Source organism: Phaeobacter italicus (assembly GCF_001258055.1).
GTDB classification, from domain to species: Bacteria; Pseudomonadota; Alphaproteobacteria; order Rhodobacterales; family Rhodobacteraceae; genus Phaeobacter; species Phaeobacter italicus.
On record NZ_CVRM01000022.1, the window covers coordinates 323,541 to 348,294 of the forward strand.

At 60.6% G+C, this 24,754-nt stretch carries 26 protein-coding genes and 1 tRNA gene; 13 read left to right on the forward strand and 14 right to left on the reverse strand.

The window, feature by feature from the left end; all coding sequences use genetic code 11:
* The first annotated feature begins 3 nt into the window (after positions 1-3).
* On the forward strand, positions 4-837 hold the full coding sequence (locus tag NIT7645_RS10330) for an AraC family transcriptional regulator (RefSeq protein ID WP_050686969.1): 834 nt from the start codon (positions 4-6) through the stop codon (positions 835-837).
* Here the strand turns inward: NIT7645_RS10330 and NIT7645_RS10335 are convergent, their stop codons facing one another.
* Positions 838-1,434, reverse strand: coding sequence for a LysE family translocator (locus tag NIT7645_RS10335; RefSeq protein WP_037302659.1), 597 nt, complete (start codon positions 1,432-1,434; stop codon positions 838-840). It lies immediately after the preceding gene.
* Positions 1,435-1,507: 73 nt separating this feature from the next.
* Here NIT7645_RS10335 and NIT7645_RS10340 point away from each other — a divergent pair, with 73 nt between their 5' ends.
* Positions 1,508-1,960, forward strand: a complete 453-nt coding sequence (locus NIT7645_RS10340) for an Lrp/AsnC family transcriptional regulator (RefSeq protein ID WP_037302660.1) — start codon at positions 1,508-1,510, stop codon at positions 1,958-1,960.
* Between the two features lie 64 nt (positions 1,961-2,024).
* Here the strand turns inward: NIT7645_RS10340 and NIT7645_RS10345 are convergent, their stop codons facing one another.
* Complete coding sequence (locus tag NIT7645_RS10345; RefSeq protein ID WP_050686971.1) at positions 2,025-2,663, reverse strand: hypothetical protein; 639 nt, start codon at positions 2,661-2,663, stop codon at positions 2,025-2,027.
* 91 nt (positions 2,664-2,754) lie between these two features.
* Positions 2,755-3,714 carry an L-malyl-CoA/beta-methylmalyl-CoA lyase gene (locus NIT7645_RS10350; RefSeq protein WP_008561778.1) on the reverse strand — a complete coding sequence of 320 codons (960 nt, stop codon included), beginning with the start codon at positions 3,712-3,714 and terminating at the stop codon, positions 2,755-2,757.
* Between the two features lie 174 nt (positions 3,715-3,888).
* Here NIT7645_RS10350 and NIT7645_RS10355 point away from each other — a divergent pair, with 174 nt between their 5' ends.
* The 4 genes from NIT7645_RS10355 to NIT7645_RS10370 all read left to right on the forward strand — a co-directional run bounded on the left by NIT7645_RS10355 (position 3,889) and on the right by NIT7645_RS10370 (position 8,353).
* On the forward strand, positions 3,889-5,157 hold the full coding sequence (locus tag NIT7645_RS10355) for an MFS transporter (RefSeq protein ID WP_008561876.1): 1,269 nt from the start codon (positions 3,889-3,891) through the stop codon (positions 5,155-5,157).
* A 113-nt stretch (positions 5,158-5,270) separates the two neighbouring features.
* Complete coding sequence (gene dgcN / locus NIT7645_RS10360; protein WP_046211821.1) at positions 5,271-6,272, forward strand: N-acetyltransferase DgcN; 1,002 nt, start codon at positions 5,271-5,273, stop codon at positions 6,270-6,272.
* A 156-nt stretch (positions 6,273-6,428) separates the two neighbouring features.
* Complete coding sequence (dgcA, locus tag NIT7645_RS10365) at positions 6,429-7,394, forward strand: N-acetyl-D-Glu racemase DgcA (protein ID WP_050686973.1); 966 nt, start codon at positions 6,429-6,431, stop codon at positions 7,392-7,394.
* A 98-nt stretch (positions 7,395-7,492) separates the two neighbouring features.
* Positions 7,493-8,353, forward strand: a complete 861-nt coding sequence (locus tag NIT7645_RS10370) for a D-amino-acid transaminase (RefSeq protein ID WP_008559628.1) — start codon at positions 7,493-7,495, stop codon at positions 8,351-8,353.
* 81 nt (positions 8,354-8,434) lie between these two features.
* Here NIT7645_RS10370 and NIT7645_RS10375 read toward each other — a convergent pair whose 3' ends face one another.
* From NIT7645_RS10375 to ald, 4 genes are all read right to left on the reverse strand, one after another.
* On the reverse strand, positions 8,435-9,109 hold the full coding sequence (locus tag NIT7645_RS10375; protein ID WP_008559991.1) for a type 1 glutamine amidotransferase domain-containing protein: 675 nt from the start codon (positions 9,107-9,109) through the stop codon (positions 8,435-8,437).
* 25 nt (positions 9,110-9,134) lie between these two features.
* Positions 9,135-10,166 carry an NADPH-dependent curcumin/dihydrocurcumin reductase gene (gene curA / locus NIT7645_RS10380; protein ID WP_050686983.1) on the reverse strand — a complete coding sequence of 344 codons (1,032 nt, stop codon included), beginning with the start codon at positions 10,164-10,166 and terminating at the stop codon, positions 9,135-9,137.
* Between the two features lie 106 nt (positions 10,167-10,272).
* Positions 10,273-10,851, reverse strand: a complete 579-nt coding sequence (locus NIT7645_RS10385; RefSeq protein WP_050686985.1) for a TetR/AcrR family transcriptional regulator — start codon at positions 10,849-10,851, stop codon at positions 10,273-10,275.
* A gap of 147 nt (positions 10,852-10,998) precedes the next feature.
* Complete coding sequence (gene ald / locus NIT7645_RS10390) at positions 10,999-12,114, reverse strand: alanine dehydrogenase (protein WP_008562844.1); 1,116 nt, start codon at positions 12,112-12,114, stop codon at positions 10,999-11,001.
* 139 nt (positions 12,115-12,253) lie between these two features.
* Between ald and NIT7645_RS10395 the strand changes: the two genes are divergently transcribed.
* The 3 genes from NIT7645_RS10395 to ppk2 all read left to right on the forward strand — a co-directional run bounded on the left by NIT7645_RS10395 (position 12,254) and on the right by ppk2 (position 15,620).
* Positions 12,254-12,712, forward strand: coding sequence for an Lrp/AsnC family transcriptional regulator (locus NIT7645_RS10395; protein ID WP_008563173.1), 459 nt, complete (start codon positions 12,254-12,256; stop codon positions 12,710-12,712).
* 118 nt (positions 12,713-12,830) lie between these two features.
* Positions 12,831-14,426 carry a GMC family oxidoreductase gene (locus tag NIT7645_RS10400; RefSeq protein ID WP_050686987.1) on the forward strand — a complete coding sequence of 532 codons (1,596 nt, stop codon included), beginning with the start codon at positions 12,831-12,833 and terminating at the stop codon, positions 14,424-14,426.
* A gap of 276 nt (positions 14,427-14,702) precedes the next feature.
* On the forward strand, positions 14,703-15,620 hold the full coding sequence (gene ppk2 / locus NIT7645_RS10405; RefSeq protein WP_008560785.1) for a polyphosphate kinase 2: 918 nt from the start codon (positions 14,703-14,705) through the stop codon (positions 15,618-15,620).
* A 488-nt stretch (positions 15,621-16,108) separates the two neighbouring features.
* Here ppk2 and rpsU read toward each other — a convergent pair whose 3' ends face one another.
* Positions 16,109-16,315 carry a 30S ribosomal protein S21 gene (gene rpsU, locus NIT7645_RS10410; protein WP_005614280.1) on the reverse strand — a complete coding sequence of 69 codons (207 nt, stop codon included), beginning with the start codon at positions 16,313-16,315 and terminating at the stop codon, positions 16,109-16,111.
* Positions 16,316-16,477: 162 nt separating this feature from the next.
* Here rpsU and NIT7645_RS10415 point away from each other — a divergent pair, with 162 nt between their 5' ends.
* Together NIT7645_RS10415 and NIT7645_RS10420 are read left to right on the forward strand one after the other, a co-directional pair.
* Entirely contained in the window at positions 16,478-17,185 is a 708-nt protein-coding gene (locus NIT7645_RS10415) for a COQ9 family protein (RefSeq protein ID WP_050686989.1), read from the forward strand.
* A 121-nt stretch (positions 17,186-17,306) separates the two neighbouring features.
* On the forward strand, positions 17,307-18,299 hold the full coding sequence (locus tag NIT7645_RS10420; RefSeq protein ID WP_046211828.1) for an NAD(P)H-quinone oxidoreductase: 993 nt from the start codon (positions 17,307-17,309) through the stop codon (positions 18,297-18,299).
* Between the two features lie 27 nt (positions 18,300-18,326).
* Here the strand turns inward: NIT7645_RS10420 and NIT7645_RS10425 are convergent, their stop codons facing one another.
* Positions 18,327-19,184, reverse strand: a complete 858-nt coding sequence (locus tag NIT7645_RS10425; RefSeq protein ID WP_046211829.1) for a DUF2189 domain-containing protein — start codon at positions 19,182-19,184, stop codon at positions 18,327-18,329.
* A 165-nt stretch (positions 19,185-19,349) separates the two neighbouring features.
* The gene (locus NIT7645_RS10430) at positions 19,350-20,009 is read right to left on the reverse strand and encodes a ribonuclease T2 family protein (RefSeq protein ID WP_008561508.1); all 660 of its coding nucleotides are present in this window, start codon (positions 20,007-20,009) and stop codon (positions 19,350-19,352) included.
* Positions 20,010-20,151: 142 nt separating this feature from the next.
* Here NIT7645_RS10430 and NIT7645_RS10435 point away from each other — a divergent pair, with 142 nt between their 5' ends.
* Together NIT7645_RS10435 and NIT7645_RS10440 are read left to right on the forward strand one after the other, a co-directional pair.
* Positions 20,152-20,922: a DUF1013 domain-containing protein gene (locus NIT7645_RS10435; RefSeq protein ID WP_008559735.1), complete on the forward strand. Its 771-nt coding sequence runs from the start codon at positions 20,152-20,154 to the stop codon at positions 20,920-20,922.
* Between the two features lie 234 nt (positions 20,923-21,156).
* Positions 21,157-21,233, forward strand: a tRNA-Met gene (locus NIT7645_RS10440).
* An 89-nt stretch (positions 21,234-21,322) separates the two neighbouring features.
* On the opposite strand, the gene recR is transcribed toward NIT7645_RS10440, so the two are convergent.
* The 4 genes from recR to NIT7645_RS10460 form a co-directional block, all read right to left on the reverse strand.
* On the reverse strand, positions 21,323-21,922 hold the full coding sequence (recR, locus tag NIT7645_RS10445; RefSeq protein WP_008561330.1) for a recombination mediator RecR: 600 nt from the start codon (positions 21,920-21,922) through the stop codon (positions 21,323-21,325).
* Positions 21,923-22,080: 158 nt separating this feature from the next.
* A complete protein-coding gene (locus tag NIT7645_RS10450; RefSeq protein WP_008560119.1) occupies positions 22,081-22,425 on the reverse strand; it encodes a YbaB/EbfC family nucleoid-associated protein in 345 nt (114 codons plus the stop codon).
* 10 nt (positions 22,426-22,435) lie between these two features.
* Positions 22,436-22,834 (reverse strand): hypothetical protein, encoded by a 399-nt coding sequence (locus NIT7645_RS10455; RefSeq protein WP_008562538.1) that lies wholly within the window; start codon positions 22,832-22,834, stop codon positions 22,436-22,438.
* Positions 22,810-24,633, reverse strand: a complete 1,824-nt coding sequence (locus tag NIT7645_RS10460) for a DNA polymerase III subunit gamma/tau (RefSeq protein WP_050686990.1) — start codon at positions 24,631-24,633, stop codon at positions 22,810-22,812. The genes NIT7645_RS10455 and NIT7645_RS10460 overlap by 25 nt, the downstream gene beginning before the upstream one ends.
* Positions 24,634-24,754 lie beyond the last annotated feature (121 nt).

Here is a 24,754-nt window from a genome sequence, read left to right on the forward strand (position 1 = left end):
GCGATGGCACATTCCTACGAAGACCGCATTTTGCGTGTGCTGGAACATATCTATGACAACCCAGCCGGGGATTTGTCGCTGGATGCTCTGGCGGATGTGGCTGCGATGTCGCGGTTTCACTGGCATCGGGTGTTTCGGGCTCTGACCGGGGAGACCTGCGCGCAGATGGTGCGCCGGATCCGGCTGCATCTGGCTGCAATGGCGCTGGTGCAGGGAGATGAGTCCATCGACCGGGTGGCCTATCAGGTGGGGTATCCCAACAGCCGATCCTTTGCGCGGGTCTTTGCCGAGGCCTATGGCATGACGCCTGCTGCCTTTCGCAAGGCGGGCCGTCTTCTGCCCTTTGATCAGACGCTTTTGCAGAAAGGACCGCCCATGTATCCCGTCGACATTCGCAACGAACCCGCCCGCACCCTGACCGCCGTGGCCCACAAGGGGGCATATGGCGAAATTGGCCGCAGTTTCGAGAGTTTTGCCGCCATCTGTTCCTCGCGCGGGCTGTGGCCGCGGATGCGAGAGATGATCGGGGTCTATCTTGATGCGCCGGACACCGTAGCAGAGAGCGATCTGCGCAGCTATGCGGGGGCGTCGAGCGATCTGGACGATGCGCCGGACGGGATGGAGCAGCTGACGCTGCGCGGTGGCAGGACAGCGGTGATGACCTACAAGGGGCCATATTCTGGCATTCACGGTGCCTATGGCGATCTGTTCGGGGCCTGGCTGCCCAAATCAGGCGAGGAGCCCGCAGACCTGCCCTGCTATGAGATCTATCTGAACGATCCCCAGACGGTGGCGCCCGAGGATCTGTTGACGGAGATCTGTTTGCCGTTGAAGTGACTATTGTTGCAGCAAAATCGCGGCAAGTGAGGCCAGGAGGACGGCGGCCATCGTCCAGTTGAACACCCGCAGCTGCGCTGGTTTGGTCAGCAGCCGGCGGAGTTGCTGGCCAAGCAGCGTCCAGGTCGAGGCAGAGAAGGTACCGACCAGAAGATAGGTGCCCGAGACCCAGAGAATGGCCGTCAGGTCGCGGCTGGCCGCATAGAGGGTGATGGCTCCCAGTGCCATCGCCCAGGCCTTTGGGTTCACCCACTGAAAGGCGCAGGCCTGCACAAAGCTGAGCGGCGTGCCCTGGGCCTCTCCCTCGCGCGGGGGGGCGGCATTGGCGATCTTCCACGCCAGCCAGAGCATGTAGATCACAGACAGGGCTGTCATGATCCATGTGAGCGGCGGGAAGGCATCAAACAGCTGCATCACGCCAAGGCCAACGGGCAGGATCATCAGCGGAAAGCCCACGGCCACACCTGTCAGATGCGGAATGGAGCGGCGAAAGCCGAAATTGGCACCCGATGCCATCAGCATCAGATTGTTCGGGCCGGGGGTGAACACCGTGCCAAAGACAAAGCCCGCAAGGGCGAGGAAGAGTTCATAAGTCATGGCGCGGAGAATGACGCGCGCAGCCGGGAATGAAATTGCGTTTTTGTGCGCAAGTCTGCTATCTCTGCAATTAATGGCGAAAATGGACCGAATAAATCAGCAGATATTGCAAGAGCTGACCCGCGATGGCCGGATCAGCAACCTTGACCTGGCAGACCGGGTGGGGCTGTCGCCCTCGGCCTGCCTGCGCCGGGTGCAGGAGCTGGAACGCAGCGGTGTTATCACCGGCTATCGCGCGGTGCTGGACCGTCAGGCTATGGGGCTGGGCTTTGTCACCTATATCGGCGTCGGTCTGGGCGAGCATACCAAAGAGGCGCAGCAGGCGTTTGAGCGGGCGATGGCCGAGGCGCCAGAAGTCGTGGAGTGCCACAACATCACTGGTACGATCGAGTATTTTCTGCGTGTCGAATGTGCGGATCTGCCGAGCTACAAACGGTTTCACACCGATATTCTTGGAACATCGCCCTATGTGACAGCGATCACGACCTATGTGGTGATGGGATCCCCCAAGGATCTGCGCAGCTGAGTGCCGCGGCCGGAGAATTATGAGTATTTGGGGAAAGATGACGGCGCAAACCTAGTCTCGGCCCCTAGCGTTTGGTGAGCAGCTGCTGCATGGCAATGGCGGGTGAGGCGAGAACCGGCGTGTCGGCGTCTACGAGATCCGCAGCCCCGGCCATAGAGGCCTGCGCCAGCACAATAGCGTTGGGATGATCTGCCGGGATGGGGCTGGTGGCCAGAAAATCTGTGATGGCCTGCGCGATGGCGGTGGCGAACGCCACGCTGTCACCTTGTTCGAACAGTGGCCAAAGATGGGGCAGAGGCAGCGAGAGGATCGGATGGGGATTGCCTGCGCCGGTCATCGCCCGCTGCAAGAGCGATGTTGACGGGATGGCAGTGCTGTCCAGGCAATAGGTCAGCAGGACGGGCCCGCCCATCTGTGCAGCCATCTGCATCATGGGCCAGTCGAGCCGGATCGCGCCTGCGGCTTCGGCGATTTCGCCCAAAGTGGTGCAGGTGCACAGGACTGGCTGCCCGGTTGTGTGCTGGGCACTGGTGATGGCTGCGGTGATTTCTGCCCGCAATTCTGCGTCCAGTCCGCTTGGGTCGTTCTGGGCGCGGGCCAGCCAGTCGGGGCGGACCAGATGGCTGAGCGCCGCCCCTGATGCGAGGGCATCAAAGGTGGCGACATGCACCTCGGCTGTGTGCAGAAGGGTCAGATCAGTCATTCGGCTCTGCCTTTTGCGTCTGCCTGTCTTGGCAAACAGCCTCTGTTGGGTCGGCACCCACGTTGGGGAGGCCCGCAGGTGCCGGGTTGGCTCAGCTTTGGGCGATCAGCTCTGACTGCGCGACAATGACCTCTGCCTGTTTGATGGAGGCGATATCGACCAGCCGGCCCTTGTAGACCGTGGCGCCTTCGCCATTGGCCTTGGCCGTTTCCATCGCGGCCAGGATCTCGCGGGCCTCGGAGACCGCTTCATCAGACGGGGTGAAGACCTGATTGGCGAGCGCGATCTGTTTGGGGTGGATGGCCCATTTGCCCACCATGCCAAGGGTGGCAGAGCGTTTGGCCTGCGCGATGTAGCCCTCGTCATCGGAGAAATCGCCGAACGGCCCATCCACCGGCAGGATGCCATGCGTGCGGCAGGCGGCGACAATGGCGGCCTGCGCCCAGTGCCAGGGATCGGACCAGTGTTTTTCGCCCGCGCGCAGCATGTAGTAGTCTTCCTGCGTGCCGCCGATCCCGGTGGTCTGCATACCCATTGAGGCCGCGAAATCCGCCGCGCCCAGTGACATCGCCTGAAGGCGGGGGCTGGAGGCGGCGATGGCTTCGACATGGGCGATGCCTGCCGCAGATTCGATGATGACCTCGAACGACACGGGTTTGCCGCGGCCCTTGGCGCGTTCAATCGCGGTGACCAGCGCGTCCACGGCATAGACATCCTCGGCGCAGCCCACTTTGGGGATCATGATTTGGTCGATGCGGTCGCCTGCCTGCTCCAGCAGATCCACGACATCGCGGTACCAATAGGGCGTATCCAGCCCGTTGATGCGCACCGACATGTATTTGTTGCCCCAATCAACGGTATTGAGCGCCTCGATCACATTGGCGCGGGCAATATCCTTGTCCGAAGGGGCCACGGAGTCTTCGAGGTCCAGGTTGATCACATCTGCCGCCGACGCCGCCATTTTGGGAAACAGCTTGGTGTTGGAGCCGGGGCCAAACAGCTGGCAGCGATTGGGGCGGGCCGGGGCGGCGGGTTGGATGCGAAAGCTCATGTCGGCGACCTCTGGGTAATGAAATGTCGTATTGATCGGCTTGATTGTTATGAAGTTGCGCCGTCATTCGCAAGGGAATTTTGCGCACGCAGAAAGCTCGCGCTGCAATGCGGCGCCGCATTTCATGCCGCAAACAGACAAGACCCTGCGCAGCCACGCTGTCAGGACGCCAGTATGAGACATGCATTTCTTGAAAATTGGGCCCTGTTTCTGGGCATGTTGCTGCTGATGATCGCCAATGGGCTGTTGGTGACATTGTTGACGATCCGGGGCGCTGGGCTGGGGTTTTCGGAGTTCACCATCTCGTTGATGCAGGCGGCCTATCCGTTGGGGGCGCTGGTGGGCACCGCCGCGGCGCCGCGCATGGTGGAGAATGTGGGCCATATCCGGGCATTTTCGGCGCTGGCCTCGCTGGTGTCGATTGCAGCGATCCTGCATTTGCTGACATCTGACCCGCTGTCATGGTCTGCGATGCGGTTCTTGGCGGGGTTCTGCTATCCCGGTCTTTATGTGATCACCGAGAGCTGGCTGCAGGCGAAGGCGGAAAACCACAACCGCGCGCAGATTCTGTCGATCTATTTCATGATCTGGATGGCGGGTCCTGCGATCGGCACGGCGTTGGTGGCTGTTCCGGATCCGGGGGGCAATCTGCTGTTTGGCGTGGTGTCGATCCTGATTTCGCTGTCGATCGTGCCGCTGCTGTTGTCCGGAAACAAGGCGCCGGATTACGAGGTGCCGGACAAGATGCCTGTGCGCAAACTGTACCGGGTGTCGCCGATGGCCGTTGTCGGCAATCTCCTGAGTGCTGTTGCGGTTGCCGTCTGGTTCATCTCGCTGCCGCTTTATGCGCTGTCCCTGGGGATGAGCGCAGCGCAGGCGTCTGGGGTGCTGGTTGTCGCCATGATCGTGGGGGCGCTGGTGCAATATCCGGTGGGCTGGATCAGCGACAAGACCGACCGGCGGCTTGTGCTGCTGGGGTTGGCGGTTGCCGGAGCCGCAGCGAGCCTGTGGATGCTGCTGCAGCCCGGGCAGACCTCGCTTATTGTTGGGTTTGGTGTTCTCGCGGGGGCGAGTTTGCCGATGTATGCGGTCTGTACGGCCCATGCCAACGACCAGCTGAGCCGGGCGCAGATTGTGCCTGCAAGCGGCACGATGCTGTTTCTTTTGAACGTCGGGCAGTTTGTCGGCACGTTGGTCGGGCCAAATACGGTCAGCATTGCTGACGGAAAGGGGTTCCTGATTGCGCTCGCGGCCCTGTGTTTCCTAGTTGCAGCGGTTGCTGTTGTGCGCCGCCGACAAGAGGATGCACCGGAAGAAACCGGCAACTTGCAGGCTATTGCGGTGCTTGGTGCGCCACAGGCGGGGGTGTTGCAGGCGGAATCGTGGTTGGAAGAGGATAATAATGGAACCTCTGCTGACCTAACGCAGAAATCTTCGACTTGAAGTGCAAATTGCGGGAAGATCTTGCGTGTCGCTGCTACAGGTCTGCAAAATCGGTATGAACTTGCGATGAATTCCTCACAAACTCACCCGTGAGTTAGAAAAGGAAACCCGCCATGATCGAGACCCCATATCTGCTGTTCCTGGGCGATGCGCCCGACATGCTGGCTGCCAAAGTGGCCATCGGTATCCGCGACTGGCGGCCGGACCACGCGGTTGGCCAGCTGAGCCTGCCGGGCTGCGGTGCGGATCTTGGCCTGACCGAGATGAGCCTTGCCGAGGCCAAGGAAGCCGGCGCCAAGACGCTGGTGATTGGCGTGGCGAACCGGGGCGGTGTCATTTCCGCCGCGTGGAAAGAGGTGCTGATCAAGGCGCTTGAGATGGGTTATGATCTGGCGTCGGGGTTGCACAACCTTCTGCGCGACGAAGGCGATCTGGTGGCGGCTGCCCAGACCCACGGCGGCACCCTGCATGATGTGCGTGTTCCCACCGTCGGCTACCCCATCGCCAATGGCGTAAAGCGCAGCGGCAAGCGGTGTCTGGCGGTTGGCACCGATTGTTCGGTGGGCAAGATGTACACCGCATTGGCGATGGACGCCGAGATGCAGAAGCGTGGCATGAAGTCGACTTTCCGTGCGACTGGCCAGACCGGCATCCTGATCACCGGCCACGGCGTGCCGCTGGATGCGGTGATCGCCGATTTCATGGCGGGCTCGATCGAGTATCTGACCCCGGACAATGATGACGATCACTGGGATCTGATCGAAGGTCAGGGCTCGTTGTTCCATGTGTCCTATTCCGGTGTGACCATGGCGCTGGTTCACGGCGGTCAGCCCGATGCGCTGATCCTGTGCCATGAACCGACCCGCGAGCATATGCGCGGCCTGCCGGGCTATAAACTGCCGAGCCTTGAACAGCTGCGCGACACGGCGCTTGGTCTGGCGCAGGTTGCAAACCCCGACTGCAAAGTGGTCGGTATCTCTGTCAACACCCAGCACCTGGGCGAGGAAGACGCGGTCAAGTATCTGGCCGAGGTCGAGGCGCGGATGGGCCTGCCGGCTGTTGACCCCTATCGCCACGGCGCAGGCCGCCTGGTGGACGCGCTGGACGCGGTGTGATCTAACCCAGCTGCCGTCGGGGGGCTTGCCCATGCGGGTGCCTCCGGCGGGAGTATTTTTGGAAAGATGACAAGCAGGCGCGCGCATCGGCGGGCGTCTTGGCCAAGGTCATTCACGGCCACAGAAAACAACAGACCCACAGCACTGGAGAGACCTATGCAGATCAGCGTGACCCCCGATACATTCAAGCTGGCGCAGGTTTTCACCATTTCCCGCGGTTCGCGCACCGAAGCCAAGGTGTTGACCGTCCGCATCGAGCGGGATGGTGTCACGGGCTGGGGCGAATGCGTGCCCTATGCGCGCTATGGTGAGACGCTGGAGAGTGTCACCGCCGAGATCGAAGGTCTGCCAGAGAGCTTTAGCCGCGAAGAGCTGCAGTCGCTTTTGCCTGCGGGTGCTGCGCGCAATGCGGTGGATTGTGCGATGTGGGATCTGGAGGCCAAGCAGGCGGGCAAGCGTGTCTGGGAGCTGGCAGGCCTGCCCGAGCCGGAGCCGGAAATCACCGCCTATACGCTGTCGCTGGACAGTCCCGAGAACATGCAGGCGCAGGCGGCGAAGAATGCCCATCGCCCGTTGTTGAAGATCAAGCTGGGCACGGCAGATGACATGGCGCGGCTTGAAGCGGTGCGGGCCGGTGCGCCCGATGCGCGGATCATTGTGGATGCCAACGAAGGCTGGAGCGCCGAGGTTTACGCTGATCTGGCGCCGTATCTGGTGCGGTTGGGGGTGGCTCTGGTCGAGCAGCCGCTGCCTGCTGGCGAAGATGATGCCCTGATCGGGATGGACCGCCCGGTGCCCGTCTGTGCGGATGAAAGCTGTCATGACCGCGAGAGCCTTTCGTCGCTGGATGGGAAATATGACGTCATCAACATCAAACTGGACAAGACCGGTGGCCTGACCGAGGCGCTGAAGCTACGCGAGGCGGCGCTGGCGCGGGGCTTTGAGGTGATGGTTGGCTGTATGGTTGGATCCTCGCTTGCGATGGCGCCTGCGACACTGGTGGCACAGGGCGCCGTTGTCACAGACCTTGACGGACCGCTTCTGTTGGCCGAAGACCGCGATACGCCGCTTGAATTCGATGACAAGGGCGTGCACCCGCCTCAGGCTGCGCTCTGGGGATAAGGCAGGCGGTTGGCGTCCGGCTGATGGGATGCGCATAGATTTTTCTGGCCCTGCCAGAGACCAACCCCGGCTGAGCCCGGATGGATAAGGAACCACAGATGACCCGTACCGTTTACGTAAATGGCGAATACCTGCCCGAGACCGAAGCCAAGGTCTCTATCTTTGATCGCGGCTTTTTGATGGCGGATGCGGTTTATGAGGTGACGTCGGTGCTGGGCGGCAAGCTGATTGATTTCGAAGGTCATGCCGTGCGCCTGAAGCGGTCGCTGGACGAACTGGAGATGGCGGAGCCCTGCAGCAAGGAAGAGCTGCTGGAGATCCACCGCAAGCTGGTTGAGCTGAACGGTATCGACGAGGGGCTGGTGTATCTGCAGGTCAGCCGTGGCTCTGACGGGGATCGTGACTTTGTGTTTCCGTCGGAGGACACCAAGCCAACACTGGTTCTGTTTACCCAGAACAAACCCGGTCTGGCCGACAGCCCGGCGGCCAAGAAAGGCGCCAAGATCATCTCTATCGAGGACATCCGCTGGGGCCGTCGTGACATCAAGACCGTGCAGCTCCTCTATCCGTCGATGGGCAAGATGATGGCCAAGAAGGCCGGGGCCGATGATGCCTGGATGATCGAAGATGGTCACGTGACCGAAGGCACATCGAACAACGCCTATTTCGTGAAGGACGGTGTGATTGTTACCCGCCCGCTGTCCAATGACATTCTGCATGGCATCACCCGCAAGGCGGTTCTGCGCATGGCCGAGGAAGCCCAGCTGAAAGTGGAAGAACGCCTGTTCACCATCGAGGAAGCCAAGGCCGCAGATGAGGCCTTCACCACCTCGGCCAGTGCCTTTGTGATGCCGGTGGTGGAGATTGATGGCGTGGCACTGGGGGATGGGACACCGGGCCCGATCGCCAAGCGCCTGCGCGAGATCTATCTGGAAGAAAGCATGAAAGAAGCGATCTGATCGCGACGTCATATGCCGATGCAAAAGGCCGCCCGCATTCCTGCTGGGCGGCCTTTCTTATTTCGAAATCAGCTGGGTGCCTCAGAGCAGGGCGAGCAGCTGTTTGGCGGCCTCTTCTGATGAGGCGGGGTTCTGGCCGGTGACCAGCTTGCCGTCGGTGACGACGAATGAGGCCCAGTCATCCCCTTTTTCGTAGGTCGCACCGTTTTGGCCCAGCATGTCCTCAACCAGGAAGGGGACCACATCGGTCAGGCCGACGCCGTCTTCTTCGCTGTTGGAGAAACCGGTCACGCGTTTGCCCTGCACCAATGGCGCGCCATCTGCGTCCTTGGTGTGGCGGAACACGGCAGGGGCATGACACACGGCACCGACGGGGCGGTCGCTATGTGCGAAGGCCTCGATCAGGCGGCGGCTGTCGGCGTCCTCTGCCAGGTCCCACAGCGGGCCGTGGCCGCCGGGGTAGAATACCGCGTCATAGCCATCGTCCTTGACCTCTGCCAGAACCTTGGTGTTGGCCAGCGCACCCTGTGCGGCAGCATCGTCCTTGAACCGGCGGGTCGCATCGGTTTGCGCGCTTTCATCATCACTCTTGGGATCGAGCGGCGGCTGCCCCCCTTTTGGGGATGCCAATGTGATGTCGGCGCCAGCATCTTTCAGCACGTAGTAGGGGGCTGCGAACTCTTCCAGCCAGAAGCCGGTCTTTTCGCCGGTATCACCCAGTTTGTCGTGCGAGGTGAGAACCATCAGGATTTTCATCTTTGGTCTCCTTATTCTGTGTCAGTTAGTCGGCGAGGTGGATGACGCGTTTGCCAAACGCTTCGCCTCTCAGCAGACCAACGAATGCGGCGGGGGCTTGTTCCAGACCTTCGATCATTTCTTCGCGGTATTTCACTTTGCCCTCCTGCACCCAGCCGGTCATCTGCTTGGCAAATTCCGGGTAGAGGTGGCCGAAATCGTCGAACACGATAAAGCCGCGCATGGTGATGCGTTTGCGCAAGAGCTGGCCCATCAGATAGTTCATCCGGTCGGGGCCTTCGGGCAGGGCAGTGGCGTTGTACTGCGAAATCAGGCCACAGAGGGGGATGCGGGCAGAGGGGTTCAAGAGCGGCATCACGGCGTCGAAGACAGCCCCACCGACGTTTTCAAAGTAGATGTCGATGCCATCCGGAACCGCCTTGGCGAGATCATCTGCGAAGCTGTCTGCCTTGTAGTCGATGCAGGCGTCAAAGCCCAAGGTGTCGACCACATGCTGGCATTTCTCGGATCCGCCGGCGATGCCGACCACGCGCAGGCCGAGGATCTTGCCGATCTGGCCGACCGTTGCCCCGACCGGGCCACTGGCACCGGCCACGACCAGTGTTTCGCCTTCTTTGGGCTGGCCGATCTGGGTGAGACCTGCCCAGGCTGTCAGCCCTGGCATCCCCAGAACACCAAGCGCCCAGGACGGGTTTTGCGGCGATTTGCCCATGTTGATCACACCGGTGCCATCCGACAGCGTGTAGTCCTGCCAACCGCCAAAGGCGACGACCCAATCGCCTGCTTCATAGCCCTGAACATCGGAGGAGACGACCTGTGCGACGGTGCCGCCGACCATGACCTCGCCAATCTCGACGGGCGGCGCATAGGAGGGGGCGCTGCTCATGCGGCCGCGCATGTAAGGATCCAGCGACAGATATTCATTCCGCAGGAGCATCTGGCCCTTGCCAGGGGTTGGAACCTCGGTGGTTTCAAGGCGCAGGGTGTTGTCTGTCGGCTCGCCTTTGGGACGTTCGGCAAGGACGAACTGGCGGTTTTGTGTCTCGGATTGTGGCATGATGTGCTCCTTTCCTGGGGCATTTGGGCGTTAGACCGATCGTCTAGTGATCGGCAAATTTTTTTAGCAGTGCGCACACAATGTGAGGGGCAGGCTGCGGTTTCGGTCAGCTGGTGGGCAACAGGGCGCGGGTCTGCGCCATGGCGGTTTTGAAGGGGCGGTCATCCTGTGACAGATGGGCCATGAGGCTGGCGCCCAGCCAGATTTGGTAAAGTGTGGTGGCGGTGGTCTGGGGATCGACCGTTGCGTTCAGAGAGCCGTCAGACTGTGCCGCGCGGACGCAGCTTGCGAGCTTGGCGACGATCGCCTCTACCCCGGTTTGCAGGATGGCGCGCATGTCTGCGGAGAGGTCGGAGATTTCAGCGCCCAGTTTGACGATCAGGCATTTCTGATCGGCCTGGCCGGAGAGTTGCCGGTCTTGCCAAGCGGTGAAATAGGCCAACAGCCGATCGCGACCGCTGAGCGCCGGATTGTCCAGCGTCTGGCGCAGTTCGCCGCGATATTGATCAACATAGTGGCTGAGCAGCGCGCATCCATAATCCTCCTTCGAGGAGAAATAATGATAAAACGACCCCTTCGGTACCTGAGCCGTGGCAAGCAGTTCGGACAGGCCAACCGAGGTATAGCCACGCTGTGCCGTCAGCTTGCGACCGGTGTCGAGGATATGCGTACGCGTGTTGCTCATGCGGAGAAGATAGGAGCACTAGACCGATTGTCTAGGGGTAGGGATTTTTTTAGGGTATTTTTCTGGGCTGTTTGAGGGGGCCAAATGCAACAAGGCCCCGCGTGATGCGAGGCCTTGTCGGGGCTGATGCCAAGTTTGGGGAGGGAGTTACTTGATCATCAGCTGAGGAGAAACAACGTCGAGGCCAAGCGCCTTGCCGACCGCGAAGTAGGTCAGCTTGCCCGCGTGGACGTTCAGACCGTTCAGCAGATGCGGATCATCTGCGCAGGCCTGCTTCCAGCCCTTGTCGGCCAGTGCCAGCATGAAGGGCAGGGTGGCATTGCCCAGGGCCTGGGTCGATGTGCGCGCCACGGCGCCCGGCATGTTGGCCACGCAGTAGTGCATGATGCCGTCAACGTCGTAGATCGGATCAGCGTGGGTGGTCGCGCGGGAGGTTTCGAAACAGCCGCCTTGGTCGATGGCAACGTCCACCAGCACTGCGCCGGGCTTCATTTCGGACAGCTGCGCGCGGGACACCAGTTTCGGTGCGGCCGCGCCGGGGATCAGAACCGCACCGATCACCATATCGGCTTCGCGCACCAGATCAGCGGTGGCACCGGCGGTGGAATACTGGTTCTTGAACTCGCGGCCAAAGACATCATCAAGATACTTCAGACGGGGCAGGGATCGGTCGAGAATGGTGACATCCGCGCCCATGCCAGCTGCAATCTTGGCCGCGTGGGTGCCGACAACACCGCCACCGATCACGACAACCTTGGCCGGGGAAACGCCCGGAACGCCACCCATCAGAACACCCCGACCACCATTGGCCTTTTGCAGAGTGTAGGCCCCGACCTGAGGGGCCAGACGGCCCGCAACTTCGGACATCGGGGCCAGCAGGGGCAGGCCGCCACGGTCATCGGTTACGGTCTCATACGCGATGGCGGTGCAGCCCGATTCCAGCAGGTCGTGGGTCTGCTCGGGATCGGGGGCCAGGTGCAGGTAGGTAAACAGCAGCTGACCTTCGCGCAGCATCTTGCGCTCGACGGCCTGGGGCTCTTTTACCTTCACGATCATGTCGGCGGTGGCAAAAATTTCCTCTGCGGTGTCGATGATGGCTGCGCCAGCTGCGACATAGTCTTCGTCCGTGAAGCCAGCGCCCATGCCGGCGCCTTTCTGGATCAGCACGGAGTGACCGTGGTTGACGGCTTCGCGCGCCGCGTCAGGCGTCATGCCGACGCGGAATTCCTGGGGTTTGATCTCGGTGGGGCATCCGATTTTCATTGCAAAAGTCCTCCAAACTCTTTGCCTATAGCCTGAGTGAGGTGCGACAAAATGTGCTGCTTTTTTGAGCAGAATTAAAACATGTCTTTCGAAGAATCTTCGCGTATATTGGTTAGATCTAGCAAGGATCTTCGCGAAAATGTCTCTTGATGAAACGGATCGTCGCATACTGTCGGTGTTGCAAAAGCAGGGGCGCATTTCGAATGCGGATCTGTCCGAACGGGTGAACCTGTCGGCATCGGCCTGTCACCGGCGGGTGCAGCGGCTGGAGACCGACGGCTATATTCGCGACTATGTGGCGTTGCTGGATGCCCGAAAAATGGCAGTGCCAACCACGGTTTTTGTTGAAATCACCCTCTCTGGTCAAGCGGATGAAGTTCTGGATGCCTTTGAAAAGGCTGTGGCGCGAATCCCGGATGTTCTGGAATGTCATCTGATGGCAGGGACGGCGGATTACATCCTGAAGGTGGTGGCAGAGAACACCGAAGATTTCGCCCGTATCCACCGCCAGCATCTGGCCCGACTGCCGGGCGTCGCACAAATGCAGTCGAGCTTTGCGCTGCGTACCGTGTTCAAGACGACAGCCCTGCCGGTCTGACGGGTCGAGCGCACTGCGACCTTCTGCGACCTCTGTCGTGCTTGCCTGACCCGTTGATCTGGGAAAGACTGCCGCAAAAGGGAAGAGGGCGGCTGATACAGCTGCGGTCGGGGGGCAGATGGACTGGGATTATATCATCGTTGGTGCAGGCAGCGCGGGCTGTGTTCTGGCAAACCGGCTGAGCGCGGTCGGGCAGCGGGTGCTCATCCTTGAGGCAGGCGGGAAGGACAATTACCATTGGGTGCATATCCCGATGGGGTATCTTTACTGCATCAACAACCCCCGTACCGACTGGATGTACCGGACCGAAGCGGAGGCAGGCCTGAACGGCAGGGCATTGATCTATCCCCGTGGCAAGGTGCTGGGTGGATGTTCTTCGATCAACGGCATGCTTTATCTGCGCGGACAGGCGGCTGACTACGATGGCTGGCGGCAGCGTGGGCTTGTCGGCTGGGGCTGGGATGATGTGCTGCCCTATTTCAAGAAATCCGAGGATTATGTTGATGGCCCGTCCGACATGCATGGGGCGGGCGGCGAGTGGCGGGTTGAGAACCAGCGCCTGCATTGGGACGTGCTGGACCACTGGATGGAGGCCGCCGCAGAATGGGGGCTGCCCAAGGTTACGGACTTTAACACCGGCAACAACGAGGGCGTTGGCTATTTCCGGGTCAACCAGCGTGCGGGCTGGCGGATGAATACCGCAAAGGCGTTTTTGCGCACGGCAACGGGGGAGAACCTGAAAGTCGAGACCGGCGCACATACTCGGCGCATTCTGGTAGAGAACGGCCGGGCCGTCGGCGTCGAATACATGCAAGGTGGAGAGATCAAGACCGCCCGCAGCCGGGGCGAGGTCATTCTATCGGCCGGGGCCATCAACAGCCCTCAGATTCTGCAATTGTCTGGGTTTGGTCCGGCTGACCTGTTGCGCGCCCACGGAATTGAGGTGCTGCGAGATATGCCCCAGATCGGGCAGAATCTGCAGGACCATCTGCAGCTACGGTGCGCCTGGCGTCTGGAGGGGGCGCAGACGTTGAACACCTTGGCAAACTCGATCATCGGAAAGGCCAAGATCGCGGCTGAATATGCGCTGCGGCGGTCGGGCCCGATGTCTATGGCCCCCAGTCAGCTGGGGGCGTTTTCCCGCTCGCGTCCGGATCTGGCGACCCCGGATCTGGAATATCACGTGCAACCCCTGACACTGGAGGCCTTTGGCCAGCCTTTGCATGATTTTCCGGGTCTGACCGCCAGCGTCTGCAATCTGCGTCCCGAAAGCAGGGGTGAGGTTGCAATCACCAGTGCCGACCCGATGCGGGCGCCGCGTATCGCGCCAAACTATCTCTCTACCGAGGGCGACCGGCAGGTGGCTGTCGCAGCAATCCGGCAGGCGCGTGCGATCATGTCCAAGGGTGCGATGCAGCGATATGCCCCGCAGGAGATCAAGCCCGGCCTTGGGGTTGGTGATAGCGTCGAGGATCTGGTTCAGGCGGCCGGGGATGTGGGGACGACGATTTTTCATCCCACCTGTACGGTTCGGATGGGCGTGGATGACGATGCGCCGTTGGATGGCGCGCTGCGGTTGCGAGGGGTGGCGGGCCTGCGGGTGGCGGATGCCAGCGTGATGCCGACCATTCCCAGCGGCAACACCAATGCCCCCACCATCATGATCGCGGAAAAAGCCGCTGACTTGATCCTTGAGGAGGCTGCGGCCGGCTAGCGCAGAGAGTGCCAAAGGGCTGGGGCGAGGATAAATTGCAGGCAGATCAGCGCCATTTGATGGTCCGGCGCGTTTTGTCCCCTTGCGTCTGTCCCGGATATCCGATTCCCTGAAGTGGACCCGACTGATGTCAGTCGGCCAACGCTATCCCAGGTCGAGCCCAGGCGATTTCGGAGAGTTCCGTGCTCCGTCTGCCTTTTGCGTGTCGTGACATGAAACGATCACATCCGACTGTTAGGGCGGCGTTCCAAGAGATGACTTTGAAGGAGCCCCAGCGTGACCAGCGACAATGACCTTGATGCCTTTGATTGGTTGGATGCAGAGCTTCAGGACACGCTTGATGAGGATTTCGAAATCGAGTTTGCCGAGCCGATGCTCTCGATGGAGCTGCGCAAGATCTATCGATCGCAGCATCCGGAGATGCTGGACCGCAAGGTCTATTTCCGCAACCTCCTGAGGCTGCAGGCGGAACTGATCAAGGTGCAGGACTGGGTGCAGCACACAGGCGCGAAGGTTTGTATCCTGTTTGAGGGGCGTGACAGCGCAGGCAAGGGGGGCGTGATCAAGCGGATCACGCAGCGGCTCAATCCGCGGGTTGCCCGTGTCGTGGCCCTGCCTGCCCCCAGTCGGCGGGAACAAAGCCAGTGGTATTTTCAGCGCTATGTGCCGCATCTGCCAGCGGCTGGTGAAATCGTTCTCTTTGACCGGTCCTGGTATAACCGCGCGGGGGTCGAGCGGGTCATGGGGTTTGCCAGTGACGATCAGGTCGAACAGTTCTTTCAGGACGTTCCGGAATTTGAACGCATGCTGGTGCGGTCGGGCATCATCTTGTTGAAATACTGGTTCTCGATCACTGATGAAGAACAGCAGCTGCGGTTCATGATGCGGATCCATGATCCCATGAAGCAGTGGAAGCTCTCGCCCATGGATCTGGAGAGCCGGATCCGCTGGGAGCAGTACACCAAAGCCAAGGAAGACATGTTCGAGCGCACCAATATTCCGGAGGCGCCGTGGTATATTGTCGAGGGCAACGACAAAAAGCGCGAACGGCTGAACTGCATCGAGCATCTTCTGACCAAGATCCCATACGAAGACGTCCCCAGCGAGCGCGTGTCCCTGCCTGACCGGAATTACAATCCCGACTACGAGCGGCGGGTTCTGCCTGATGATCTGTATGTGCCCAAGATCTACTGAGCTGGGCTGACGTGGCGCGCCAGTCCTGACGCATCGCAGCGATGGAGTTAGGCGCGGGATGCGAAAGAGAAGCGATCCGCCCTGCGGGTCGCTTTGTCATGTGTGGGGGCTGGGCGGAGTGTCAGGGAACTGTCGGAAAATACGGGAAGGTAAAAAACCCGGAGCGGCAAAATGTCTTGGTCATTAGGGGGTAAGACAAGCGCCTGATGGGGGGGAGACGCTGCCAACTCCGGGTTACACCGCCGGGTGTTCCAGGTCCGACGGGACGGGCAGTGCTGGGGAAACGCGTCAGCCTGCCCGCTCGACTAAGAGTTTAGCGTAATTCGACCGAATGAACATGAGGCAAGGCTATTATTTTCGATAAAATTCCGGCTTCCGTCGTGGAAATCGAAGGGGCCTCCCCATATCTGGCTAGCCCAAAAACGACAAACCCCCGCGGCTGGGCCTCGGGGGTCGTCAAATGTATCCGAAAAAGCGGATCGAAGGGCTCAGAGGAGACCTTCGCGCTGTGCTTTCTTACGTGCCAGTTTACGGGCACGGCGAATCGCTTCAGCTTTCTCACGCGCTTTTTTCTCGGACGGCTTCTCGAAATGTTGCTTCAGCTTCATTTCGCGGAAGACGCCTTCGCGCTGCAGCTTTTTCTTCAGGGCACGAAGCGCCTGATCGACGTTGTTGTCGCGAACACTAACCTGCATGTGGTTTTCACCACCTTTCTAAGTTGAGTTGCAAGGATTTGCAGGAGGTGGCCATATAGCAAGCCTGCACTAGTTTGTCCAGTGTCCGGTCCTGAGGCGTTTGACCTGCTGTTCCGGCCGGAAATTTGCGTTATGAGATCCTAAAAACCGGAAGGCATTGAGATGACCCTAAAGCATGATACCGCCCCCGCCGCTGATGACGTGGTGAACCAGCTTTTGGATGCCGCTCTCATGCATGTGCCGTTTGACGGATGGAGTGATGCGACGTTTGCAGCTGCGGTGTCGGATGCAGGCGTTGACCGGATTGTGGCTGATGCCATCTGTCCCCGGGGCGCGGTTGATCTCGCCGTGGCCTATCACAAACGCGGCGATGCGCTGATGTTGGAGCAGCTGGCTGCCGAAGACATGACCGGCCTGCGCTTTCGCGACAAGATCGCCCGCGCGGTTCAGCTGCGGCTGGAAGTCATCGACGACAAGGAAGCGGTGCGACGGGGCACGACACTGTTTTCCCTGCCACAATATGCTGGCGATGGTGTGAAGCTGATCTGGGGAACAGTCGACGCCATCTGGACGGCGCTTGGCGATTCATCTGAGGACATAAACTGGTACACCAAGCGAGGCACGCTTTCGGCGGTGTATTCGGCGACTGTGCTGTATTGGCTGGGAGATGACAGCCTTGACCATCAGGCCACTTGGGAGTTCCTGGACCGGCGCATCGACAATGTGATGCAGTTCGAAAAGCTGAAGGCCAAGGTGCAGTCCAATCCGCTGCTGAAACCCCTGATGATTGGGCCGAACTGGTTGGCACAGCAAATTCGCGCCCCCGAAGCGCGGGATGACCTGCCCGGATCTGTCGGGCCGCGCACCTGAGTCCGGATACGAATTTACGCTGATGTGACGAAAGGGCGTCCCGCTGGGGGCGCCTTTGCTGTTTGCGCAGGCGGGGGTGGATGTTAGGCATGACGCACAGCAGGACGAGAAGGACGGACCTATGAGTGACATGATGCGGGCGATCGAAATCAGCGAGCCCGGTGGGCCGGATGTCCTGCGGGAATGTGACCGACCAATCCCGGCACCAGCGCATGGTCAGGTTGTCCTCAAGGTGGCTTATGCCGGTGTGAACCGACCTGACGCGTTGCAGCGTGCAGGCAAATACGCTCCGCCTCCCACTGCCAGTGACCTGCCCGGGCTGGAAGCGTCCGGCGTGGTGGTTGCAATCGGGCCCGGTGTGAGCGGCCTTGCGCTGGGGGATGCGGTTTGTGCCCTTTTGCCCGGTGGCGGCTATGCGGAATACGTCGCCACCCCGGCTGCACATTGTCTGCCTGTTCCTGCGGGCCTGTCGATGAAACAAGCGGCCTGCCTTCCCGAGACTTTCTTTACCGTGTGGTCCAACGTTTTTACCCGCGGTGGGCTGAAGGCCGGGGAGCGCTTTCTCGTGCATGGTGGGTCGTCCGGGATCGGCACGACCGCAATTCAGCTTGCGTCGACCCTTGGGGCGCGTGTTTTCACGACGGCAGGCTCTGACGAGAAATGCGCCGCCTGCCTGTCGCTTGGGGCAGAGAGGGCAATCAACTACCGCACCGAAGATTTCGTCGAGGTGATGAAAGGCGAGGGCGGTGCGGATCTGATTCTCGATATGGTGGGCGGGGAGTACATTCCCCGCAATATCCGCGCCTTGGCAGACGATGGGCGGATGGTTCACATCGCGTTCCTGTCCGGCCCCAAGGCCGAGTTGAACTTTGCTCAGATCATGGCACGGCGGTTGACCGTGACCGGATCCACCCTGCGTCCGCAGAGTGATCTGGCCAAGGCACGGATTGCGCAGGATCTGCGAGAGGTGGTTTGGCCCCTGATTGAGGCAGGCACGGTTGCCCCGGTGATGGATCAGACCTTTGCGCTGGCCGATGCGGCGGCAGCCCATGCACGGATGGAGGGCTCGACCCACATCGGCAAGATTGTCCTGGAGGTTGGTGGCGAGGCCTGAGCCCCGCCAACAGCAGCTAATTGTGGGTTACGCGACTGCACGCCTGTAAAGGTGCCAGGTCGCGTGACCGAGCAGCGGTATGACCACGATCATACCGGCGAACATGGGCAGGGCGCCAATCAGCAGCAGAGCCCCCACAATCACCCCCCAGGCAAGCGTTACCATCGGGTTCCTGCGGACTACCCGAAGGGAGGTCGCAACAGCGACGGGCAAACCGGTGTGCCGATCCAAAAGCAATGGAAACGACACGAGACTTACCGCCAGCGCAGCAAATGCAAAAAGCGCACCCACAGTAGAGCCGATCAGGATCATGGCCCAGCCCGGTCCTGTCATCAGAGCATCGCGGGCAAAGGCCATCAGAGAGCTCGGCGGTTCTGGCCCCAGGGTGCGGTTGTAGATGGCCGCTGCAAACATCAGCCAGAGAATGAACAGAGCCGCCAGGTAAAGGCCCAGCATGACAATTGAAAGAAATGCAGGAGAGCGCAGGACCGAGAACGCATCCATCCAGCGCGGCTTGAATCCGGCTTCGCGGCGCGCTGACATCTCATAGAACGCAACGGCAGCAACCGGACCGATCAGGGCAAAGCCCATCACCAAAGGAAAGATCAGTGGCAGAAGATCCATCGACAGGCTGAGCACGACCATCGCCAATCCGATAAGCGGATAGAGAAACACCAGCGCCATCGCATCAGAGCGGCACGCGCTGAAATCCTGCCAGCCTGCGCGCAGTGCCGCGCTGAGATCTGACATGTCCAACTGCTGAACCTTAGGTGTTTCGGTCGCCCGATCACTGCCCAAATGATCTACCGAGTTTGACATATGTGCGCCGGTTTGCCCGAGGTGTTTGGCAAGCCAGCTGATGGGATTTCCGATTGTACGTTCCATGATCCTATCCTCCCGACAACAGCGGTTTCACACCGCCTGGAGAGGCCAGATCTGTGGCGACCGAGATCGGTGCGTGAGATCAGTCTACCATAAAACCATCGCAACTGCGGTCACTTGCGTGTCACACAGGCGTGACACGTTGGTGAAGCCAGGGGTGGCCCGCCCTCAGCGGATGGGAGCAAAGACCGCGTTCTTCATCTGGCAGTCCTTTATGACATCACGGCCACAGGGCACCGGCCTGAGATCGCGCGACAGGCAAATGCGGGCTTCCTGTATGTGGCCATCCCGGCAGGTGATCGTCAGCGTATCAGGCGCGAGGGTTTCGTTTTCCTTCAGGAACGCCTGTTCGACCAAGCTGGCGGGCAGGGTGATTTCCTGCGTCAGTTTGCGAAAGATCTGCGGTCTGTTGATCTGATCATAGGCTTGTCGTGACAGCGCGAAATAGTCATTGGCTGACAGGCCTGAACAGGTGCCATGTTTCTTCCATTGATGCCAGGCGAGCCCGGATGTGCCCATGATATCAGCCATTTCCGCAGTTTGGCGGCGGCTTGGCGGGGCTTCGGGCGTGCGGCAGTAGCTGGGCCAGCCTCGGTGGAACTGCGGCCAGAGACCGTGCAGGATCCAGCCATGATCGTGGCGGGGGTCACATTGATCAGAGCCCTTTGCGTCCCCTTCAACAGCGCACCAGTTTGGGGACCAGCTGAGGGCGAGAACGTAGTAGTCGAAAACCCCCGCCCGCTCGCCTTCGGCTTGGGCCGTTGTGGCATGGGTGGCGGTGACAGCCGTGAGAAAGGCGGCCATGAGGGCCCGGATCATCCTGCGCATTCGCCTCTTTCCTTATAGAAACAACGCGACTATATAGGACTGAAGTTCCCCGACAACGGAAACCGCCCCACATCGGGGAAGCCTCTTTCAGGCGACGGGAAAGATGTATCCGGGGGTTTGAGTGTTTTAAGGAGATGAGCACATGGCAAAACCGTTGATGGCCAAGGCTACCGCCGTGTGGCTGGTGGACAATACCACGATCAGCTTCAAACAGATCGCCGATTTTGTGGGCATGCACGAGCTGGAAATCCAAGGCATTGCTGATGGTGAAGTGGCTGTTGGTGTGAAGGGCTTTGACCCGGTTGCAAACAACCAGCTGACCCAGGAAGAGATCGACAAGGCAGAGGCCAACCCGCTTCACAAACTGAAGCTGAAGTTCAACCCTGCTGCCGCAGGTGAGGAAAAACGCCGTGGCCCGCGTTACACCCCGCTGTCCAAGCGTCAGGACCGTCCTGCGTCGATCTACTGGCTGGTCAAATTCCACCCAGAACTGTCGGACGGCCAGATCTCCAAACTGGTGGGCACCACCAAGCCGACCATTCAGGCGATCCGCGAGCGGACCCACTGGAACATCGCAAACATCCAGCCGATCGATCCGGTTGCTCTGGGTCTGTGCAAACAGTCCGAACTGGATGCTGCCGTGCAAAAGGCCGCTGCCAAGAAAGCCGCTGAAGGCGGTGTCATGAGCGATGATGAACGCCGCAAGCTGGTGTCCACCGAACAGTCGCTGGAGATGGACGCAGAGCCGCGCATTCCGACCGCGATCGAGGGTCTGGAGACCTTCACTCTTGGTGGTGGCGACAAGTCGAGCACCGATGAGGAAGACACCGTTCGCGATGCGGACAGCTTCTTCAACCTGCCTGCAGGTGGTGGCGACGATGATGAGGACGACGACGCAGATCCGCGCTTCTGATTTCTGCTGCGCCTGAGCTGCAGCCGCAATTGCAAGGACCCCGATACGTGTTGCGTATCGGGGTTTTTTGTTGCCTGACGCCATCGAAAGCGCGTTGCAGTTCATCACATGGGGCGCTGACTTTGGGGCAATTGGTGGGTGGTCGAAAAAATCTGCATTATCCTGTGGATCTCTGCATTTTTATGACATTTCTGCCTTGACGCTGGACTGTGGCTGGCGTAATTCGCCCCCAACGGCGCGGTAGCTCAGTTGGTTAGAGCGAACGACTCATAATCGTTAGGTCGGGAGTTCGAGTCTCCCCCACGCCACCACTTCTCTCTTACAAAAATGACTCGACCGACTGGCTAAAATTGCCGGTTTATCACTTTGTTTTCAATCTGTTGTTCTCGCGAGCCGCGGATCAGATTTCCTTGCGGGCGCGCAGGGCGGCGCTGATGGTGCCTTCGTCGAGATAGTCCAGCTCTCCTCCGATGGGGACACCCTGCGCCAGCGATGTCAGGCGCACCTGACCCGAGAGTTGATCCGCGATGTAATGGGCCGTGGTCTGCCCATCGATGGTGGCATTCAATGCCAGAATAACCTCGGTCACGGCTTCGGCAGGCACCCGGTCCAGCAGGCGCGGAATGCGCAGATCGTCTGGCCCGACTGCATCCAGTGCAGAGAGGGTCCCGCCCAATACATGGTAGCGGCCCTTGAAGACGCCTGCACGTTCCATTGCCCAAAGGTCCGAGACGTCCTCGACCACGCAAAGCTCGCCATTGGCGCGTTCGTTGTCTTCACAGATCGGGCAGATGTCGTTGGTGCCGATGTTGCCACAGTTGAGACACTCACGGGCGGTCGCGGCCACTTCGGTGATCGAGTCGGCAAGGGGCGTAAGCAGCAGCGCGCGTTTTCGGATCAGATGCAGGACAGCCCGTCGCGCGGACCGGGGGCCAAGCCCTGGCAGCTTGGCCATCAATGCGATCAGGTTTTCGATTTCGCTGGTCGAGGTGTCGCGCATCTCAGTGGCCCTTTTTATCTATGCCATATAGGCCAGCCGCCGCCGCAAAGTGCAAGGGCGGCGCGGTGAAATGTTCAGGTTTTGTTTTATGGCTCTTCTTCCACCGGACAACAAAAAAGGCAGCCGAAGCTGCCTTTGTCTGCCGGATCGGGCTGCCCTTAGAAGGGCAGCTTGATGTCCTTGGGCAGGCCCATGCTTTCGGTCAGCTTGCCCATTTCGTCCTGCGCCTTTTCAGCCGCTTTGGCCTGTGCATCCTTGATCGCGGCGAGGATCAGGTCTTCGACCACTTCCTTGTCGTCACCATTGAAGATCGACGGATCGATATCCAGCGCCTTCAGGTCGCCCTTGGCCGAGGCGGTCGCCTTTACCAGGCCTGCGCCTGCTTCGCCGGTGACCATGACGTTGTGCAGGTCTTCCTGCATCTGCGCCATTTTGGTTTGCAGTTCCTGTGCCGATTTCATCATCTTGGCCATATCGCCAAGACCACCGAGGCCTTTGAGCATGGTATTTCTCCTAAGTGCGGGGGCGCAGGGCGCCGTAAGTCATCCCTGCACATATCGCAATTGCGAGCCCGATGAACAAGTGGGGGGAGGCCACGCAGTCCTGGATAATACCCAGGGCTCTCTTGTCATCAAAGAGCTGCTCTTGGCTGTCCACCGTGATGACAAGGGCCAATAGCCCCCACAGGAGGCCCGCAGCGGCATAGACGGCGCGCCGACGGCTGTAGAGCGCGATGGCAACGAGGAGGTAGAGGGCGACAACCGCAGGCTTGGTCGACAGATCAAGGAGGAAAACCCAGCCGCCCTGATCGCGACTGTCCCCCTCAAGGCAGGGCGATGCGCCTGCGATTGCCGACGAGGCATAGGCGCAGGCTGCGAGGGTGAGCGTTACTCTTCCTCGAAGGGATCCCATTCATCCTCGACTTCCGGCAGGGCTTCGGCCTGCACTTCAGCTGCGAGATCCTCGGCGGTGCGGATTTTGGTGATCTTGGCTTTCGGGAAGTTTTCCAAGACGGCCTGAACGATCGGGTGTTTGCTGGCTTCGGCGCGCAAGGCGTTCTCTGCCGCGTTTTCGCGTTCGGTGATGGTTTCGCCACCGCCCTCGTTGGCGAGCGAGATCACCCAGCGGGCATGGGTCCAGTTCTGCAGCTGCTGACCCAGACGGGCGGCAAGATCCTTGGGCGCGTCGTCTGTCGGTTGGATGGTGATACGACCGGGCTGATAGGACACCAGCCGCAGGTAGGTTTTCACATACTCCAGCAGCAGGCCGTCCCGTTTGACCCGGATCAGTTCCAGCACATGTTCAAAGCTGGGATAGCGCGCCAGCGCAAGGTCGGCCTGTGGTGCGAGGGCTGTGGCCTGTCCGTTGCCAGCCGACATCGTCGGCCCACCCTGAGGCCCTCCGGAGGGGGCGCCCTGCTGTGGGACATAGCCGCCGGGGCCACCGCTGGACGGGCCGCCCGCGCCCCCCATAGGGGCGTTCATGTGAGGGGCGTTCATCTGCCCGCCACCTGGATGCGGCGGGGGCGGCGTGTCTTGCAGCGTGCGCATCAGTTGTTCGGGCGTCGGCAGGTCGGCGACATGGGTCAGGCGGATCACAGCCATTTCTGCCGCCATCATTGCGTTCGGCGCGGCGGCGACTTCTTCCAGTGCTTTCAGCAGCATCTGCCACATCCGCGTCAGCACCCGCATCGGCAGTGCTTCGGCCATCTGGCTGCCACGGGCGCGTTCGTCGGGGCTGACGGTGGGGTCTTCGGCTGCGTCGGGGGTGATTTTAACGACCGACACCCAATGGGTGATTTCGGCCAGGTCGCGCAGCACCGCCAGTGGGTCTGCGCCCTCGGCATATTGTGCGCTGAGTTCCGTCAGGGCGGCGGCAGCATCGCCGCGCAGGATCATGTCCATCAGGTCCAGCACCCGGCCGCGGTCCGCGAGGCCCAGCATGGCACGGACCTGATCGGCGGTGGTCTCTCCAGCGCCGTGAGAAATGGCCTGATCCAGCAGCGAGGTCGCGTCTCGGGCAGAGCCTTCGGCGGCGCGGGTGATAAGGGCTAGAGCGTCTTCAGCAATGTCTGCGCCTTCGGCGGTGGCGATCCTGCGAAGAAGGTCGATCATCACCTCTGGCTCGATCCGCCGCAAATCGAAGCGCTGGCAGCGCGACAGCACCGTCACCGGCACCTTGCGAATTTCGGTGGTGGCAAAGATGAATTTCACATGTGCAGGCGGTTCCTCCAGCGTCTTCAACAGGGCGTTGAAGGCGGAGGTCGACAGCATGTGCACCTCGTCGATGATGTAAATCTTATAGCGGGCGGAGGCGGCGCGGTACTGAACCGAATCGATGATCTCGCGGATGTCGCCCACACCTGTTCGGCTGGCGGCGTCCATCTCCATCACATCGACATGCCGACCTTCCATGATCGCGGTGCAGTGTTCGCATTTACCGCAGGGGTCGGTGGTGGGGCCACCCTGGCCGTCTTCTCCGATGCAGTTCATGCCTTTGGCGATGATCCGGGCGGTCGTGGTTTTTCCGGTGCCGCGGATACCGGTCATGATGAAAGCCTGGGCAATGCGGTCGGCAGCAAAGGCGTTCTTCAGCGTGCGCACCATCGCGTCCTGACCGACCAGATCGGCAAAGGTCTCGGGGCGGTATTTCCGGGCCAGAACCTGATATTGGCCGGTGGCCTGACCGGTGTCGCCTGCTGTCTCGTTCATGATGCCCCGTACCAGATTCGCTGTCGCCTTGGTTGAGACTGTAACCTAGGCAAGCGGGCGCATTTCGTCCACCGCTGTTGCGGTCCGTGATACGGTCGAGAGATTCCATTAGGTCCGGCGC

Coding starts and splice junctions, on each gene's coding strand:
- NIT7645_RS10370 (WP_008559628.1), top strand. CDS start 7,493: ATGACCCGTACCGTTTACGTAAATGGCGAATACCTGCCCGAGACCGAA.
- NIT7645_RS10460 (WP_050686990.1), bottom strand. CDS start 24,633: ATGAACGAGACAGCAGGCGACACCGGTCAGGCCACCGGCCAATATCAG.
- dgcN (WP_046211821.1), top strand. CDS start 5,271: ATGATCGAGACCCCATATCTGCTGTTCCTGGGCGATGCGCCCGACATG.
- NIT7645_RS10455 (WP_008562538.1), bottom strand. CDS start 22,834: ATGGGATCCCTTCGAGGAAGAGTAACGCTCACCCTCGCAGCCTGCGCC.
- NIT7645_RS10335 (WP_037302659.1), bottom strand. CDS start 1,434: ATGACTTATGAACTCTTCCTCGCCCTTGCGGGCTTTGTCTTTGGCACG.
- NIT7645_RS10385 (WP_050686985.1), bottom strand. CDS start 10,851: ATGAGCAACACGCGTACGCATATCCTCGACACCGGTCGCAAGCTGACG.
- NIT7645_RS10400 (WP_050686987.1), top strand. CDS start 12,831: ATGGACTGGGATTATATCATCGTTGGTGCAGGCAGCGCGGGCTGTGTT.
- NIT7645_RS10330 (WP_050686969.1), top strand. CDS start 4: ATGGCACATTCCTACGAAGACCGCATTTTGCGTGTGCTGGAACATATC.
- NIT7645_RS10425 (WP_046211829.1), bottom strand. CDS start 19,184: ATGGAACGTACAATCGGAAATCCCATCAGCTGGCTTGCCAAACACCTC.
- NIT7645_RS10355 (WP_008561876.1), top strand. CDS start 3,889: ATGAGACATGCATTTCTTGAAAATTGGGCCCTGTTTCTGGGCATGTTG.
- dgcA (WP_050686973.1), top strand. CDS start 6,429: ATGCAGATCAGCGTGACCCCCGATACATTCAAGCTGGCGCAGGTTTTC.
- NIT7645_RS10340 (WP_037302660.1), top strand. CDS start 1,508: ATGGCGAAAATGGACCGAATAAATCAGCAGATATTGCAAGAGCTGACC.
- NIT7645_RS10375 (WP_008559991.1), bottom strand. CDS start 9,109: ATGAAAATCCTGATGGTTCTCACCTCGCACGACAAACTGGGTGATACC.
- NIT7645_RS10435 (WP_008559735.1), top strand. CDS start 20,152: ATGGCAAAACCGTTGATGGCCAAGGCTACCGCCGTGTGGCTGGTGGAC.
- NIT7645_RS10450 (WP_008560119.1), bottom strand. CDS start 22,425: ATGCTCAAAGGCCTCGGTGGTCTTGGCGATATGGCCAAGATGATGAAA.
- NIT7645_RS10345 (WP_050686971.1), bottom strand. CDS start 2,663: ATGACTGATCTGACCCTTCTGCACACAGCCGAGGTGCATGTCGCCACC.
- curA (WP_050686983.1), bottom strand. CDS start 10,166: ATGCCACAATCCGAGACACAAAACCGCCAGTTCGTCCTTGCCGAACGT.
- NIT7645_RS10420 (WP_046211828.1), top strand. CDS start 17,307: ATGAGTGACATGATGCGGGCGATCGAAATCAGCGAGCCCGGTGGGCCG.
- NIT7645_RS10350 (WP_008561778.1), bottom strand. CDS start 3,714: ATGAGCTTTCGCATCCAACCCGCCGCCCCGGCCCGCCCCAATCGCTGC.
- recR (WP_008561330.1), bottom strand. CDS start 21,922: ATGCGCGACACCTCGACCAGCGAAATCGAAAACCTGATCGCATTGATG.
- NIT7645_RS10395 (WP_008563173.1), top strand. CDS start 12,254: ATGTCTCTTGATGAAACGGATCGTCGCATACTGTCGGTGTTGCAAAAG.
- rpsU (WP_005614280.1), bottom strand. CDS start 16,315: ATGCAGGTTAGTGTTCGCGACAACAACGTCGATCAGGCGCTTCGTGCC.
- NIT7645_RS10415 (WP_050686989.1), top strand. CDS start 16,478: ATGACCCTAAAGCATGATACCGCCCCCGCCGCTGATGACGTGGTGAAC.
- ald (WP_008562844.1), bottom strand. CDS start 12,114: ATGAAAATCGGATGCCCCACCGAGATCAAACCCCAGGAATTCCGCGTC.
- NIT7645_RS10430 (WP_008561508.1), bottom strand. CDS start 20,009: ATGCGCAGGATGATCCGGGCCCTCATGGCCGCCTTTCTCACGGCTGTC.